Consider the following 12,336-nt stretch of genomic DNA (forward strand, 5'->3'; position numbering starts at 1 on the left):
TCGCGAGCAAGCTCACCCCACAGTGATTGCTGTCGTTCACACAATCTGCGTACAGCCTATAACCTGTGGGAGCGGCCTTGCTCGCGATGAGGCCCGCTCAGTCCCTGCATATTCTTAACTTAGCTACCACTCTCGGTCCGCCGACTACTCACCTCCGCCGGCACATCATCCCCCGCCATGCGCTTGCGAAACAGCGCCGCCCGCGCCAGTAGCAGGGTGGTCACCGGTACGGTGATCGCCAGCAGGATCGGGATCAGCCAGGCGTGCAGAACCGGTGCGAACTTCAACGCCGAAAAGTAGATGATCGAAGCCAGTGCCACGCACCACGCGCCCAACGTGGAGGCCAGGGCCGGTGGGTGCATGCGCTGAAAATAATCTTTCATACGCAGCAGGCCCGTGGCGCCGATCAGCGCGAACAGGCCGGCGAGCACCAGCAGGATCGCCACCGGGATTTCCACCCATAGAGACAGTTCTGCGTTCATTCGATCACCTCGCCACGCAGCAGGAATTTCGCCAAGGCAAAGGAGCCGACGAAGCCGAACAGCGCAATCAGCAACGCCGCTTCAAAGTACGTGTCACTGGCGTAGCGAATGCCCAGCGTCAGCATCATCAGCATCGCAACGATGTACAGGTAATCCAGCGCCAGGACCCGGTCCTGGGCGGAGGGACCTTTGAACAGGCGGATCAGGGTCAGGATCATCGCCACGGAAAACAGAAACAGGCTCAGCAGAATCGCATTTGACAGCAGGGCGCTCATTCGAAAATCTCCATCAGCGGGCGCTCGTAAGTCACCTTGAAGTGTTCAATGAACTGCGCTTCGTCATCCAGATCGAAGACGTGCAGCAACAGAATGCTGCGGTCCAGGGCCAATTCCGACCAGACGGTGCCGGGCACCACGGTGCAGATCATCGACAGCGTCGCCAGGCCGTTGGCATCGCGCAGGTCCAGCGGCACCTTGATGAAGCGCGAGCGGGGCGGGCGGCGGCCGGCATTGAGCACGCTCCAGGCCACTGCAAGGTTGGACACCAGCACATCGCGACCCACCACCAACAACAGGCGCAGCATCACACCCGGCCGGCGAATGCGGATCGGCAACGGACGCAACTTGCGCATCATCAGCGGCGCACAGAAGCCCAGGGCAGCGCCCAATAGCAGGTTGCCGGGGCTCATCGACAAGTTCAGCACCAGCCACAATAGCCCCAGGGCCAGTGACAACCACGGCGCAGGAAACAGACGCTTCATGGTTGCACCTCCAGCAGTGCAGCCCGAGCTTCCGGACTCGGCACGGCACGGGTGCCGAGCACGGCCATCACGTATTGCTGCGGGTTGTTCAAGGCATTGGCAGCGGCCTGGGTGTAGCGCAACAGCGGCTCGGCCTGGAACGTCAGCGCGATGCTCAAGCCCAGCAGGGCGAAGATCGGCACGCACTCAAACCGCCGCAGCACCGGCGAAGGCCGTTCTGCCGGGGTCCAGAAACGCTGGATGCCCAGGCGCGAGAAAGCCAGCAGCGAGGCCAGCCCGGAAAGAATCAGCAACGCCAGCAAACCCCACGCCGCATTAGAGATCGGCGCGTCACTGCCATTGCCCAGGCCCATCGGATTGAGCAGGGCGCTGAGCAGGCTCAGTTTGCCGATGAACCCGGACAGCGGCGGCATGCCGATGATCAGCAGGGCGCAGGCAATGAAGCTCAGGCCGAGGAAGGCCATGGTCCACGGAATCACCTGGCCGACCACGGCTTTGCGGTCGTCATCGAGGTTGACGCCCTTGGCCGGGTGCAGCGATTCCAGCGGCCGCGGCAGCATCTCGTTTTCATCCTCCAGCGGGATTTCATTGGCGGAGCGCGAGCGCTCGATCAACTCGGCCAGAAGGAACAGCGCGCTCAGGGCCAGGGTCGAGCTGACCAGGTAAAACAACGCCGCGCCAATCAGGTTGGGCTGGGCGAAGCCGATCGCCGACAGCAGGATCCCGGCCGACACCAGAATGCTCAGGCTGGCCATGCGTTCCAGGCGTTGCGCGGCAACGATCGCCACGGCAGCGCAAATGATGGTCGCCATGCCGCCGTAGATCAGCCAGTCGCCACCGAAGTACGCCGACGCCCCGGCCTGACCCGAAAACAGCAGGGTCCACAGGCGCAGCAGGGTGTAGATGCCAACCTTGGTCATGATCGCGAACATCGCCGCCACCGGCGCGCTCGCCGAGGAATACGCCGGCACCAGCCAGAAGTTCAGCGGCCACATGCCGGCCTTGGCCAGGAATGCCACCGCCAGAATCCCCGCGCCTGCATGCAGCAGGCCGCGATCGGCTTCCGCCACCAGCGGGATTTTCAGTGCCAGGTCAGCCATGTTCAGGGTGCCGGTGACGCCGTAGATCAGCGCCGCGCCGATCAGGAACAGGGTCGAGGCCAACAGGTTGATCGAGATGTAATGCAGCCCCGAAGACACCCGCGCCCGGCCCGAGCCGTGCAGCATCAGGCCATAAGAAGCGGCCAGCAGCACCTCGAAGAACACGAACAGGTTGAACAGGTCGGCGGTCAGGAACGCGCCGTACAGGCCCATCAACTGAATCTGGAACAGTGCGTGGAAACTCGAACCCGCGCTGTCCCAGCGGGCCATGGCAAACAACAGCGCGCAGACGCCGATGATCCCGGTGAGCACCAGCATCAGCGCCGACAGGCGATCGACCACCAGCACCAGGCCGAACGGCACTTGCCAGTTGCCCGGCAGGTACACGCCGATGGAACCGGGCACGTCGGTGGTTTGGGTCCATTGCAGCAGCAGAACGGAGATGCCGAGCCCGAGCAGGCTGGAGAACAGATTGATTTTGGCTTTGAGCGGGCGGTGTTTCTCGCCGAGCATCAGCATGATCGCGGCGGTCAGCAGCGGCAGCAGGATGGGCGCGGCGATCAGGTGCGTCATTGCATTCATTCTTTAGGCTCCCGGCCATCCACATGGTCGGTGCCGGTCAGGCCTCGGGAGGCCAGCAAAACCACCAGAAACAGCGCGGTCATGGCGAAGCTGATGACAATCGCCGTCAGCACCAGCGCTTGCGGCAACGGGTCGGTGTAGTGCAGCAGGTCCTGGGGCACACCGTCCTTGATGATTGGCTCTCTGCCGATGAACAGGCTGCCCATGCTGAAGATGAACAGGTTGACGCCATAGGACAGCAGGCACAGGCCCATGACCACCTGGAATGTCCGTGGGCGCAGGATCAGCCAGACGCCGGACGCGGCCAGGACGCCGATGGCGATTGCGATGACTTCTTCCATCAGACGGCCTCCTTCATGGCGACGGGTTTGGGCTGGGACGCGGTTTTGTGGCCGCGAACCGATTGGTGGGCCAGGGCGGTGAGGATCAACAGCGTCGAACCGACCACCACCGCGTACACGCCAACGTCGAATAACAACGCGCTGGCGAGGTGTATGTCACCCAGCAGTGGCAAGTCCAAGTGCCAGGTGTGCGTGGTCAGGAACGGATAGCCAACCAGCGTCGCCCCCAGGCCAGTGAGCGTGGCGAACAGCAGGCCGACGCTCATCCAGCGCAGCGGACGCAGGCTCATTTGCGCCTCGACCCACTGGGTGCCGGCCACCATGTATTGCAGGATGAACGCCACCGACATCACCAGCCCGGCGACGAAACCGCCGCCCGGCTGGTTGTGCCCGCGCATGAACAGATAGAACGACACCACCAGCGCAATCGGCAGCAACAGACGCACCAGCACCGCCGGAACCATCATGAAACCGAGCGCGGTATCGCTGGCGTGCCGCGGGTTGACCAGATCGGTGACCACGTCGGGTGCGAGCAAGCGCTGCTGGGCGGGCAATTGCAGGCTTTCCTTCGGCGGGCGGAAACGCCGCAGCAGGGCGAACACGGTCAACGCCACTGCCGCCAGCACGGTGATTTCACCGAGGGTATCGAAGCCTCGGAAGTCCACCAGCATCACATTGACCACGTTGCTGCCGCCGCCCTCGGGCAGGGCACGGCTCAGGTAGAACGAAGAAATGTCGTTGGGCGTCTGCCGCGTCAACATGGCGTACGACAGCAGCGCCATGCCGCCGCCGACCACGGTGGATAACAGCAAGTCACGGAAGCGGCGGATGCGGGCTTTGCGCAGGGTGCTCGGCAGCGGCGAAACCTCTTCGATCCGCCGTGGCAACCAGCGCAGGCCCAGCAGGATCAGCACGGTGGTCACCACTTCGACCACCAGTTGCGTCAGCGCCAGGTCCGGCGCCGAGAACCAGACGAAGGTCACGCAGGTCATCAGGCCGCAAACGCTGACCATGGTCAGTGCGGCGAGACGGTGGTACTTGGCTTGATAGGCTGCGCCAAGCGCGCAGGCGATTGCCAGCAACCAGAGAATGACGAATACAATCGAACCCGGAATCTTCGGCCGGTCGCCCCAGCTCAGGCTGCTGTGCAGCATCGGGATCAACCCAGCCAGCACGGCGGCGAGCACCATCAGGAACAGTTGGGTTTGCAGGCGCCTGGTGCTGACTCGCTGTTCCACACGGCGGGCCAAGCGCATCTTGAGCACCAGCGCCCGTTCGAACAGACGCTTGCCGTTGAATCGACCCACCAGTGGCGGATGGTTGAAGCGACCGCGCTTGAGCTGGTTGCGCAGCAGCAGGTAAAGCAACACACCGCAGGACATGGCGATCAGGCTCATGATCATTGGCGCGTTCCAACCGTGCCAGATGGCCAGGCTGTATTCCGGCAACTGCCCGCCAACGACCGGTTGCGCCGCAGCGGCGAGCAACGGGCCGACCACCTGCGCCGGGAAGATTCCGACCACCAGACAGGCGAACACCAGCAACTCGACTGGCGCCCGCATCCAGCGCGGCGGCTCGTGCGGAGTGTGGGGCAGGTCGGTGGCGGGCGGGCCGAAGAACACGTCCACAGTAAAGCGCAGGGAGTAGGCGACGCTGAAGGTCCCGGCGATGGTCGCGACGATCGGCAAGGTGGCTTCGACCCAGGCCGTGGCGTTGATGAACACGGTTTCGGCGAAGAACATCTCTTTCGACAGGAAGCCGTTGAGCAGTGGCACACCGGCCATGGAGGCGCTGGCGACCATGGCCAGGGTCGCAGTGAATGGAATCAGTTTGACCAGACCGCTGAGTTTGCGGATGTCACGGGTGCCGCTTTCGTGGTCGATGATCCCGGCGGCCATGAACAACGAGGCCTTGAAGGTGGCGTGGTTGAGGATGTGGAACACCGCGGCCACGGCAGCCAGCGGGCTGTTCAGCCCGAGCAGCAGGGTGATCAGGCCGAGGTGGCTGATGGTCGAATAGGCCAGCAGACCCTTGAGGTCATTCTGGAACATCGCGCAGTAGGCACCGAGCAACAGGGTACAGGCCCCGGCGCCGCTGACGATGTAGAACCATTCTTCACTGCCGGACAGCGACGGCCACAGCCTTGCCAGCAGGAACACACCGGCCTTGACCATGGTTGCCGAGTGCAGATAGGCCGACACCGGTGTCGGTGCGGCCATGGCGTGGGGCAGCCAGAAGTGGAAGGGAAATTGCGCACTTTTGCTCAGTGCGCCAATCAGGATCAGGGGGAGCAGGATAGGGTAGAGGGCATGTGCGCGAATCAGATCGCCGGCGGCCAGGACCTTGTCCAGGTCATAGCTGCCGACCACATGGCCGAGCAGCATGACCCCCGCCAGCAAGCACAGACCGCCCGCGCCGGTGACCATCAACGCCATGTAGGCTCCGCGCCGTGCGTCGGCGCGGTGGTGCCAATAGCCGATCAACAGGAACGAGAAGAGGCTGGTCAGCTCCCAGAAAAACACCATCTGGATCAGGTTGCCCGAGATCACCAGCCCCAGCATGGCGCCCATGAACGCCAGGAAAAACGCGAAGAACCGTGGCACCGGATCGTCCGGCGACATGTAATAACGGGCATACAACGACACCAGCGTGCCAATGCCCAGCACCAGCATCGAGAACAGCCAGGCGAAACCGTCCATGCGCAGGACAAAGTTCAAACCCAGGCTTGGCAGCCAGAAGAATTCTTCACGGATCACGCCGCCATGGGCGATTTGCGGGTACAGGAGAGCGACCTGGAGGGTGCCGATCAGGGCAACCAGGCCAGCCAGTAGCGATTCGGTGTTACGCGCATTGTGTGGCAGCACCGCTGCCAGACAGCTACCCAAGAAAGGCAGAAGCAGTAGAACTATCAGGGACATAGGCTTCTAATCTGCGGAAGTTTGTGAAGCATCATACGTGCCAGCTCCCGGATCACCAAACGCCAAGCTGTCGCAGAATCCTACAAGGTAGACGGAAAAAGCCTGTTTAACATTGTTTCGGGGATATGGATTTCGCCTGTGCCGGCCCCATCGCGAGCAGGCTCGCTCCCACAGGAAATGCATTCCAGGAGTGGGAGCGAGCCTGCTCGCGATGGCTGTCTATAAAACGCAGAAAAAAAGCGGTTAACCCTGGGTCTCCCGCTCCAGCGCTTGCGCCGCCGTAACAGTTTTACCCTTGGTCTTCAACTCACTGACAATCACCGCCGCCACAATCAACCCTGCCCCCAGCAGTGCAATGGCCGGCAAACGTTCCCCGGCGATCCGCCCGACAATCCCGGCCCATACCGGCTCGCCGGCATAAATCAAGGTGGCGCGAGTCGGCGAGACACTCTTCTGCGCCCAGTTCATCGCCACCTGAATCGCCGCACTCGCCGCGCCCAGCCCCAAGGCACTGCACAACAGGAGCCAGGAGAAGTCCGGAATAGGTTCCTGGGTCGGCACCACCAACAGGAACGACAGCACCGACGTCACCGCCAGTTGCACCACCGTTACCCGTTTAACATCCACTTGGCCGGCAAAATTGCTGATCAAGATGATCTCGGCGGCAATCGCGATGGCGCTGATCAACGTGGCGATTTCACCGGGGCTGAAGTTCAACTCAGCGCCGGAAGGACCGGACAACAGCATCAATCCGGTAAAGGCCAGCATGATCCCGATGCTCGGCATCAGCCCCGGTCGACGTCCCAGCACCAGCCACTGCAACAGGGGCACGAATGGCACGTAGAGCGCGGTAATAAAAGCCGACTGGCTGCTGGGAATGCTCTGCAATCCGACGGTCTGCAAGCCGTATCCGAGCATGATTGCCACGCCGATGAAGGCACCGGCCTTGAGTTCGAACAGGGTCAGGTCCCGCAGGCTGCGCCAGGAGAACAGGGCGACGATGATCGCGGCGGCGGCAAAGCGCAGGCCGACGAAAAACATCGGGCCGCTGACGGTCATCGCATGCTGGACCAGCAAAAAGGTCCCGCCCCAGACCATGGTGATCAACACCAGTACGCATTCGGCCTTGCTGAGCCGAAGGAAGCGGGAAGGGTTCTGGGAGGTATTCACCGACGTCATAATCTTGCGTGCTACCTGAGGGGGACGCACAATGCGCCGGAAGTTGGGCAGTATACTGCGCAGCACCACTGAGTGAGCAATATAGTGCACAAAGATTCTTCGCAGCGGGCTTCGGTCCTTCAGCACGTCAGCCAGAATGTTCGACGTCTGCGCCATGCGGCCGACATGAGCCAGGCTGCTTTGGCGGAAAAGTCCGGGGTCAGTCGCCGTATGCTGGTGGCCATCGAAGCGGGCGAAAAGAACGTCAGCCTGACGACCCTCGACCGCGTGGCCGAAGCGTTGGACGTGGCGTTCAGCGATCTGATCCAGGCGCCCGATGTTCGTGACCACAGCCGCATCAACGAACTGGCCTGGGCCGGGACGATCCCCGGCAGCAAGGCGGTGTTGCTGGCCAAGGCCAACGCCTCCCGTGAAGTCGAACTCTGGGAATGGCGCCTTGAACCGGGCGAGCACTACCCGTCGGAGCCGGATGCCGATGGCTGGAGCGAGCAGTTCTATGTCTTCGAGGGTTGCCTGACGCTGATGGTCGGCGATGTGCCGCACAAGATTGCCGCAGGTGAGTTTTTCATGTTCGCCAGCAACCAGCCACATTCCTATCGTAACGAGGGGGCGGTGGCGGTGCGGTTCGTACGTAACGTGGTGATCTGACTGTCGGCCCGTCAACAGTGGCGATCAAGTCCGCGTCCACGGCCCCCGCCCTCGATACCGGCCAGAGGGTGTTGTCCGGCAGCGCCAGCGAGCTGCTGGCCCGGGGCGATTTGCATGATTTTTATCCAGGCAAACATTGATCAGTGAGAACGGCATGAGCGAAACCCAAAGCGGACAGCCGACCGACGTCATCCGTCACGCGGACATCCTGATCATCGGCGGCGGCCTTAGCGGCGCGATGCTGGCGGCGCAATTGTTGCGCCTGCCGGGCAAACGCCAGGTGCTGGTGATCGAACCGCGCGCCGAGCTGGGGCGCGGCGAAGCCTACAGCGCCGTGGAACTGGGCCATACGCTCAACGGCAACGCCGCGCGCATGAGCGTCGACCCGGACAACGCCGATGACTTGACGCAATGGCTGACCGAATACATCGCCGCCGGAGGGTGGCCAGAGTCGAACGAGCAACCTGTGCCGATCAGTGAACTGTTCCCGCCCCGGGGGATTTTCGGCCTGTATGTGCAACAGCGTCTGGCCGAGGCGCAATCGGTGGGGGCTTTTAACGGTTCGACGGTCGAGCACGTGCGGGCTGAAGTAGTGGACTTGCAAACCGATGCCGAATCGGTGCGGCTGACGTTGAGCGATAGCCAGCGTTTGCAGGGTGCATGTGCGGTGCTTGCCACAGGGATGTTTCCGGCCGCGCGCACACCGCAGACCGAATCCAGCGGCTTGAACGCGGCGGCGCTCGACCCGTGGGATGTGGCGGCCATGCAGCAGCTCGACCCGCAATCGACAGTGCTGATCATCGGCTCGGGCCTGACCATGGTCGATGCCGTGGTGTCGCTGGAACAGGCCGGGCATCGCGGGCCAATCGAGGTGTTTTCCCGTCACGGGTTGTTGCCTCATGTGCGGCGGCAGCCACCGGCCTGGGTGGATTTCCTGGCCGAGGATCACAGCATTCGCACACCACGCCAGCTGGTGCGTGAACTGCGTCGGCACTGCCGCGATGCCATTGCGCAAGGGATTGATTGGCAAGCGCCGCTGGACACGGTGCGCGCGCACATTGGTCGCTTGTGGAATCAGGCCACCGATGCGCAACGCCGGCAGTTTGTGCGCCATGTGCGTCCCTGGTGGGAAAGCCATCACCACCGTTCGCCACCCTTGAGCGCCGAACTGGTGGAACGCTTGCACGGAGAAGGGCGCTTGCGGATTCAGGCCGCGTCGTTCAAAGGGCTGGAGCCTGCTGCGGGCGGTGGCGTGAGTATCCGTATTCGTCGTCGAGCTGAGGCGCAGACAATTGTCGTCAGGGGCGCGGCGTTGATCAACTCCAGTGGCATCGAGTACGACTGGCGCCGGGTCGCCCGGCCGTTGCCGCAGCAATTGCTGGCGCGCGGGCTGATTCGGCCGGGGCCGTTGGCGCTGGGGATTGCCGCCGAGGTGGATGGCGCGGTGCTGGATGCCGAGGGACGGGTGGCCGAGCGGCTGTTCGCCATGGGCCCGCCGTTGCGCGGTATGTGGTGGGAAAGCACCGCCGTCACTGACGTCGCCAGTCAGGCCAAGGCGTTGGCTGCACGATTGGCAACTGTTTAATTGCTGTTGGAATAACCCAGTGATGAGCGAGTTTGCCACATTGGAAATGAAGAAACCCCGCACGTTGGCGGGGTTTCTTGTTTCAAGCAGCCCAAGGCCGTTGATCAATAGCGCTGATATTTGGAACCGAACTCAGGACGATTTTCGGCGACGTAGAGTTTGCTCGCCTGGGTGTCTTTCTGGTCAACGCTGACGGTGTTCACGTTCAGGATGGCCGGTTGGCTGACTTTGGCTGCTGCTACGACGGGGGTCGTTGCGTGTGGGGCGGCGATGGCGGAAGTGGCGCCAAGAACCGAAAGGGCGAAGCCGATACCGATGATGCTTTTCATGATGTTGCTCCAGAGTGTGGGGAGAAGATGTGCCTACTTTAGTGCTGGAGCGTCGTGATGAAAAAACACCCTGACGCATAGTTATTATCGAGAGCGATGATCTTCAAAAAACAAAACTGTGTGGGCTTACCCGCGATGGGACCTGACAGTCGACGATGATGTCGCCTGGTGTTCCATCATCGCGGGCAAGCCCGCTCCCACAGGGATATTTGCTGATTGGGCAATCGTGATCAGTAGCGCTGATATTTTGAACCGAACTCGGCACGGTTTTCGGCAACGATCACGCCGCCGAGCAGCGCGTTGTGAGGGATCGAAGCCACTCGCTCACGCAGTTCTCGCAAACGATCGGCACCACCTTCGGCGACACGGTTCTGGATCAGGCGGTCAGAGCCACCTTCGGCGACGCGGTTCTGGATCAGGCGGTCAGAGCCACCTTCAACCACGCGATTTTGTTGCAACCGGTCAGAGCCACCTTCGGCGACGCGGTTCTGGATCAGGCGGTCAGAGCCACCTTCAACCACGCGATTTTGTTGCAACCGGTCTGAACCACCCTCTGCCAGCAGCGACTGAATCTGGCTGTTTGACACGGTGTTCGAGGTGTTGGCCGATGCCAGGCTGGACAAGCCAAGACCGCCCACCAAGGCGAGACCGAGTGCCAGGGACGAAACTTTCGAGAAGTTGAACATGGGTAATTCTCCGTGCGCTTAAGTGTGAGGGGTCAGTAGCTCGTGCTAGCTGGTGTTCACAGTTAAACGCCGGGGTGTATCGCTGATGTGTGCCTGAAACGCTCGAAATCGGCGTTTAGGTATCCGGGGGAGGATTTTATACAGACGGATACAAAACCCTCGGTAAATGCTTATACCTGGGTATCGAGCATTTCCACCGGATAGGAAAAAACGTAGCCCTCGCTGCGCACGGTCTTGATGTAGGTCGACTCCCGCGAGTCATCCTTGAGTCGTTGGCGCAGGCGGCTGACCAGCAAGTCGATGGACCGGTCGAACAGGTCGGCATCGCGGCCTTGGGTCAGGTTGAGCAATTGATCACGGCTGAGCACCCGTTGCGGGTGATCGAGGAATACCCGCAGCAGCCGGTATTCGGCGCCGCTGAGGGCGACCAGGGTGTCGTCTTCGTCCAGCAAGTGGCGCGCGGTGGTGTCCAGGCGCCAGCGGCCGAAACTGAGCAGGCGGCCGCTTTCGGTGATCAGCAGGTTCGGTGGCAGCATCCGGGTGCGGCGCAACACGGCGTTGATCCGCGCCAGCAGTTCGCGGGCGGCGAAGGGTTTGGTCAGGTAGTCGTCGGCGCCCATTTCCAGGCCGAGGATGCGGTCGGTTTCGTCGTTGCGCGCGGTGAGCATCAGGATGGGCGTGGCTTTGTGTTTGCCTGAGCGCAGTTCGCGGCACAGGACCAGGCCGTCATCGCCGGGGAGCATGATGTCGAGGACGATCAGGTCGACCTGGCTGGTTTCGAGGAAGCTGCGCATGTGCCGGCCGTCGGGGACCATGGTGGTGCGCAGACCGTTCTTTTTGAGGTAGTTGCCGACCAGTTCGCGAATTTCACGATCGTCGTCGACGATCAGGATATGGTTGGTGTGGTCCATGGGGTGATCCTTTTGTTATTCGCGGTTTGGGGCATTCTAGAGGAGCGGCGGCGATTGTGGTTGTCGGATTTTTTGGGCTTGGCGGCCTTGTAGCCGACCATGCTTTGGGTGGGTTGCGTACATATCCGTTTCTGCGGTAACGGCTGCTTAGGGTTCCGCTCTTACAGCGGGTCACTTTGGAAAAGCCCCAAAGTAACCAAAGGGCCCTTGCCCCTTTCGTTTGGTGCCTCGCCTGGGCTCGGCATGCCCGCGCTCCGGTCCTGCTCCGTGGGCCCGCCGCCATCGGCCATCCATGGCCGGGGGCGGCTAACCCGGCATCCATGCCGGGTTGCCCACTGCGCAGCACCTGCGCTCGGCCTCACGAGGGGGCAGGTGAATCAAAAGCCAAATCAAATGCGAGGCGGCCTGACAGCCGACCTGGCTGTTGTGGCCACACCCGATTTCCGTGGGAGCTGGCCTGCCAGCGATGACGGCCTGACAGGCGACCTTGATGTTGCGGTCGTACCCGATTCTTGTGGGAGCTGGCCTGCCAGCGATGGCGGCCTGACTGTCAGCCTTGCATTTGCTGGTGTACATATCCGTTTCTGCGGTAACGGCTGCTTAGGGTTCCGCTCTTACAGCGGGTCACTTTGGAAAAGCCCCAAAGTAACCAAAGGGCTCTTGCCCCTTTCGTTCGGTGCCTCGCCTAGGCTCGGCATGCCCGCGCTCCGGTCCTGCTCCGTGGGCCCGCCGCCATCGGCCATCCATGGCCGGGGGCGGCTAACCCGGCATCCATGCCGGGTTGCCCACTGCGCAGCACCTGCGCTCGGCCTCAC

General features: G+C 62.2%; 12 protein-coding genes and 1 pseudogene. 3 read left to right on the forward strand and 10 right to left on the reverse strand.

The annotated features are described in order from the left end of the window. Nucleotides 1-119 precede the first annotated feature (119 nt). The 7 genes from BVK86_RS25470 to BVK86_RS25500 all read right to left on the reverse strand — a co-directional run bounded on the left by BVK86_RS25470 (nt 120) and on the right by BVK86_RS25500 (nt 7,452). On the reverse strand, nt 120-482 hold the full coding sequence (locus tag BVK86_RS25470; RefSeq protein ID WP_075949010.1) for a Na+/H+ antiporter subunit G: 363 nt from the start codon (nt 480-482) through the stop codon (nt 120-122). Continuing rightward, nucleotides 479-757 (reverse strand): K+/H+ antiporter subunit F, encoded by a 279-nt coding sequence (locus BVK86_RS25475; RefSeq protein WP_075949011.1) that lies wholly within the window; start codon nt 755-757, stop codon nt 479-481. The genes BVK86_RS25470 and BVK86_RS25475 overlap by 4 nt, the downstream gene beginning before the upstream one ends. Beyond that, the gene (locus tag BVK86_RS25480; RefSeq protein ID WP_075949012.1) at nt 754-1,242 is read right to left on the reverse strand and encodes a Na+/H+ antiporter subunit E; all 489 of its coding nucleotides are present in this window, start codon (nt 1,240-1,242) and stop codon (nt 754-756) included. Before BVK86_RS25480 ends, BVK86_RS25475 begins: the two co-directional genes overlap by 4 nt. Next, on the reverse strand, nt 1,239-2,924 hold the full coding sequence (locus BVK86_RS25485; protein ID WP_075949013.1) for a monovalent cation/H+ antiporter subunit D: 1,686 nt from the start codon (nt 2,922-2,924) through the stop codon (nt 1,239-1,241). The genes BVK86_RS25480 and BVK86_RS25485 overlap by 4 nt, the downstream gene beginning before the upstream one ends. Further along, nucleotides 2,921-3,265, reverse strand: coding sequence for a Na+/H+ antiporter subunit C (locus BVK86_RS25490; protein ID WP_007944721.1), 345 nt, complete (start codon nt 3,263-3,265; stop codon nt 2,921-2,923). The genes BVK86_RS25485 and BVK86_RS25490 overlap by 4 nt, the downstream gene beginning before the upstream one ends. After that, entirely contained in the window at nt 3,265-6,183 is a 2,919-nt protein-coding gene (locus tag BVK86_RS25495) for a monovalent cation/H+ antiporter subunit A (protein WP_075949014.1), read from the reverse strand. The genes BVK86_RS25490 and BVK86_RS25495 overlap by 1 nt, the downstream gene beginning before the upstream one ends. A 243-nt stretch (nt 6,184-6,426) precedes the next feature. Beyond that, nucleotides 6,427-7,452, reverse strand: coding sequence for a DMT family transporter (locus BVK86_RS25500; protein WP_075949015.1), 1,026 nt, complete (start codon nt 7,450-7,452; stop codon nt 6,427-6,429). Between BVK86_RS25500 and BVK86_RS25505 the strand changes: the two genes are divergently transcribed. The 3 genes and pseudogenes from BVK86_RS25505 to BVK86_RS25510 all read left to right on the forward strand — a co-directional run bounded on the left by BVK86_RS25505 (nt 7,447) and on the right by BVK86_RS25510 (nt 9,595). After that, nucleotides 7,447-8,010 carry a helix-turn-helix domain-containing protein gene (locus BVK86_RS25505; RefSeq protein WP_075949016.1) on the forward strand — a complete coding sequence of 188 codons (564 nt, stop codon included), beginning with the start codon at nt 7,447-7,449 and terminating at the stop codon, nt 8,008-8,010. The genes BVK86_RS25500 and BVK86_RS25505 overlap by 6 nt on opposite strands. 17 nt (nt 8,011-8,027) lie before the next feature. Then, a pseudogene (locus tag BVK86_RS30235) lies at nt 8,028-8,150 on the forward strand (ABC transporter ATP-binding protein); the annotation flags it as partial. A gap of 14 nt (nt 8,151-8,164) precedes the next feature. Then, on the forward strand, nt 8,165-9,595 hold the full coding sequence (locus BVK86_RS25510) for an FAD/NAD(P)-binding protein (RefSeq protein WP_075949017.1): 1,431 nt from the start codon (nt 8,165-8,167) through the stop codon (nt 9,593-9,595). A gap of 104 nt (nt 9,596-9,699) precedes the next feature. On the opposite strand, the gene BVK86_RS25515 is transcribed toward BVK86_RS25510, so the two are convergent. The 3 genes from BVK86_RS25515 to BVK86_RS25525 form a co-directional block, all read right to left on the reverse strand. Next, the gene (locus tag BVK86_RS25515) at nt 9,700-9,924 is read right to left on the reverse strand and encodes a hypothetical protein (protein ID WP_075949018.1); all 225 of its coding nucleotides are present in this window, start codon (nt 9,922-9,924) and stop codon (nt 9,700-9,702) included. A 230-nt stretch (nt 9,925-10,154) separates the two neighbouring features. Next, nucleotides 10,155-10,610, reverse strand: coding sequence for a hypothetical protein (locus tag BVK86_RS25520; RefSeq protein ID WP_075949019.1), 456 nt, complete (start codon nt 10,608-10,610; stop codon nt 10,155-10,157). Nucleotides 10,611-10,780: 170 nt separating this feature from the next. After that, nucleotides 10,781-11,521: a response regulator gene (locus BVK86_RS25525; RefSeq protein WP_075949020.1), complete on the reverse strand. Its 741-nt coding sequence runs from the start codon at nt 11,519-11,521 to the stop codon at nt 10,781-10,783. Nucleotides 11,522-12,336 lie beyond the last annotated feature (815 nt).

Source organism: Pseudomonas reinekei (assembly GCF_001945365.1).
Taxonomy (GTDB): domain Bacteria; phylum Pseudomonadota; class Gammaproteobacteria; order Pseudomonadales; family Pseudomonadaceae; genus Aquipseudomonas; species Aquipseudomonas reinekei.

What these genes read in the sequence shown, in the direction of transcription:
- BVK86_RS25495 (WP_075949014.1), bottom strand. Translation starts at nt 6,183, where the DNA reads ATGTCCCTGATAGTTCTACTGCTTCTGCCTTTCTTGGGTAGCTGTCTG.
- BVK86_RS25480 (WP_075949012.1), bottom strand. Translation starts at nt 1,242, where the DNA reads ATGAAGCGTCTGTTTCCTGCGCCGTGGTTGTCACTGGCCCTGGGGCTA.
- BVK86_RS25525 (WP_075949020.1), bottom strand. Translation starts at nt 11,521, where the DNA reads ATGGACCACACCAACCATATCCTGATCGTCGACGACGATCGTGAAATT.
- BVK86_RS25470 (WP_075949010.1), bottom strand. Translation starts at nt 482, where the DNA reads ATGAACGCAGAACTGTCTCTATGGGTGGAAATCCCGGTGGCGATCCTG.
- BVK86_RS25510 (WP_075949017.1), top strand. Translation starts at nt 8,165, where the DNA reads ATGAGCGAAACCCAAAGCGGACAGCCGACCGACGTCATCCGTCACGCG.
- BVK86_RS25490 (WP_007944721.1), bottom strand. Translation starts at nt 3,265, where the DNA reads ATGGAAGAAGTCATCGCAATCGCCATCGGCGTCCTGGCCGCGTCCGGC.
- BVK86_RS25485 (WP_075949013.1), bottom strand. Translation starts at nt 2,924, where the DNA reads ATGAATGCAATGACGCACCTGATCGCCGCGCCCATCCTGCTGCCGCTG.
- BVK86_RS25520 (WP_075949019.1), bottom strand. Translation starts at nt 10,610, where the DNA reads ATGTTCAACTTCTCGAAAGTTTCGTCCCTGGCACTCGGTCTCGCCTTG.
- BVK86_RS25515 (WP_075949018.1), bottom strand. Translation starts at nt 9,924, where the DNA reads ATGAAAAGCATCATCGGTATCGGCTTCGCCCTTTCGGTTCTTGGCGCC.
- BVK86_RS25475 (WP_075949011.1), bottom strand. Translation starts at nt 757, where the DNA reads ATGAGCGCCCTGCTGTCAAATGCGATTCTGCTGAGCCTGTTTCTGTTT.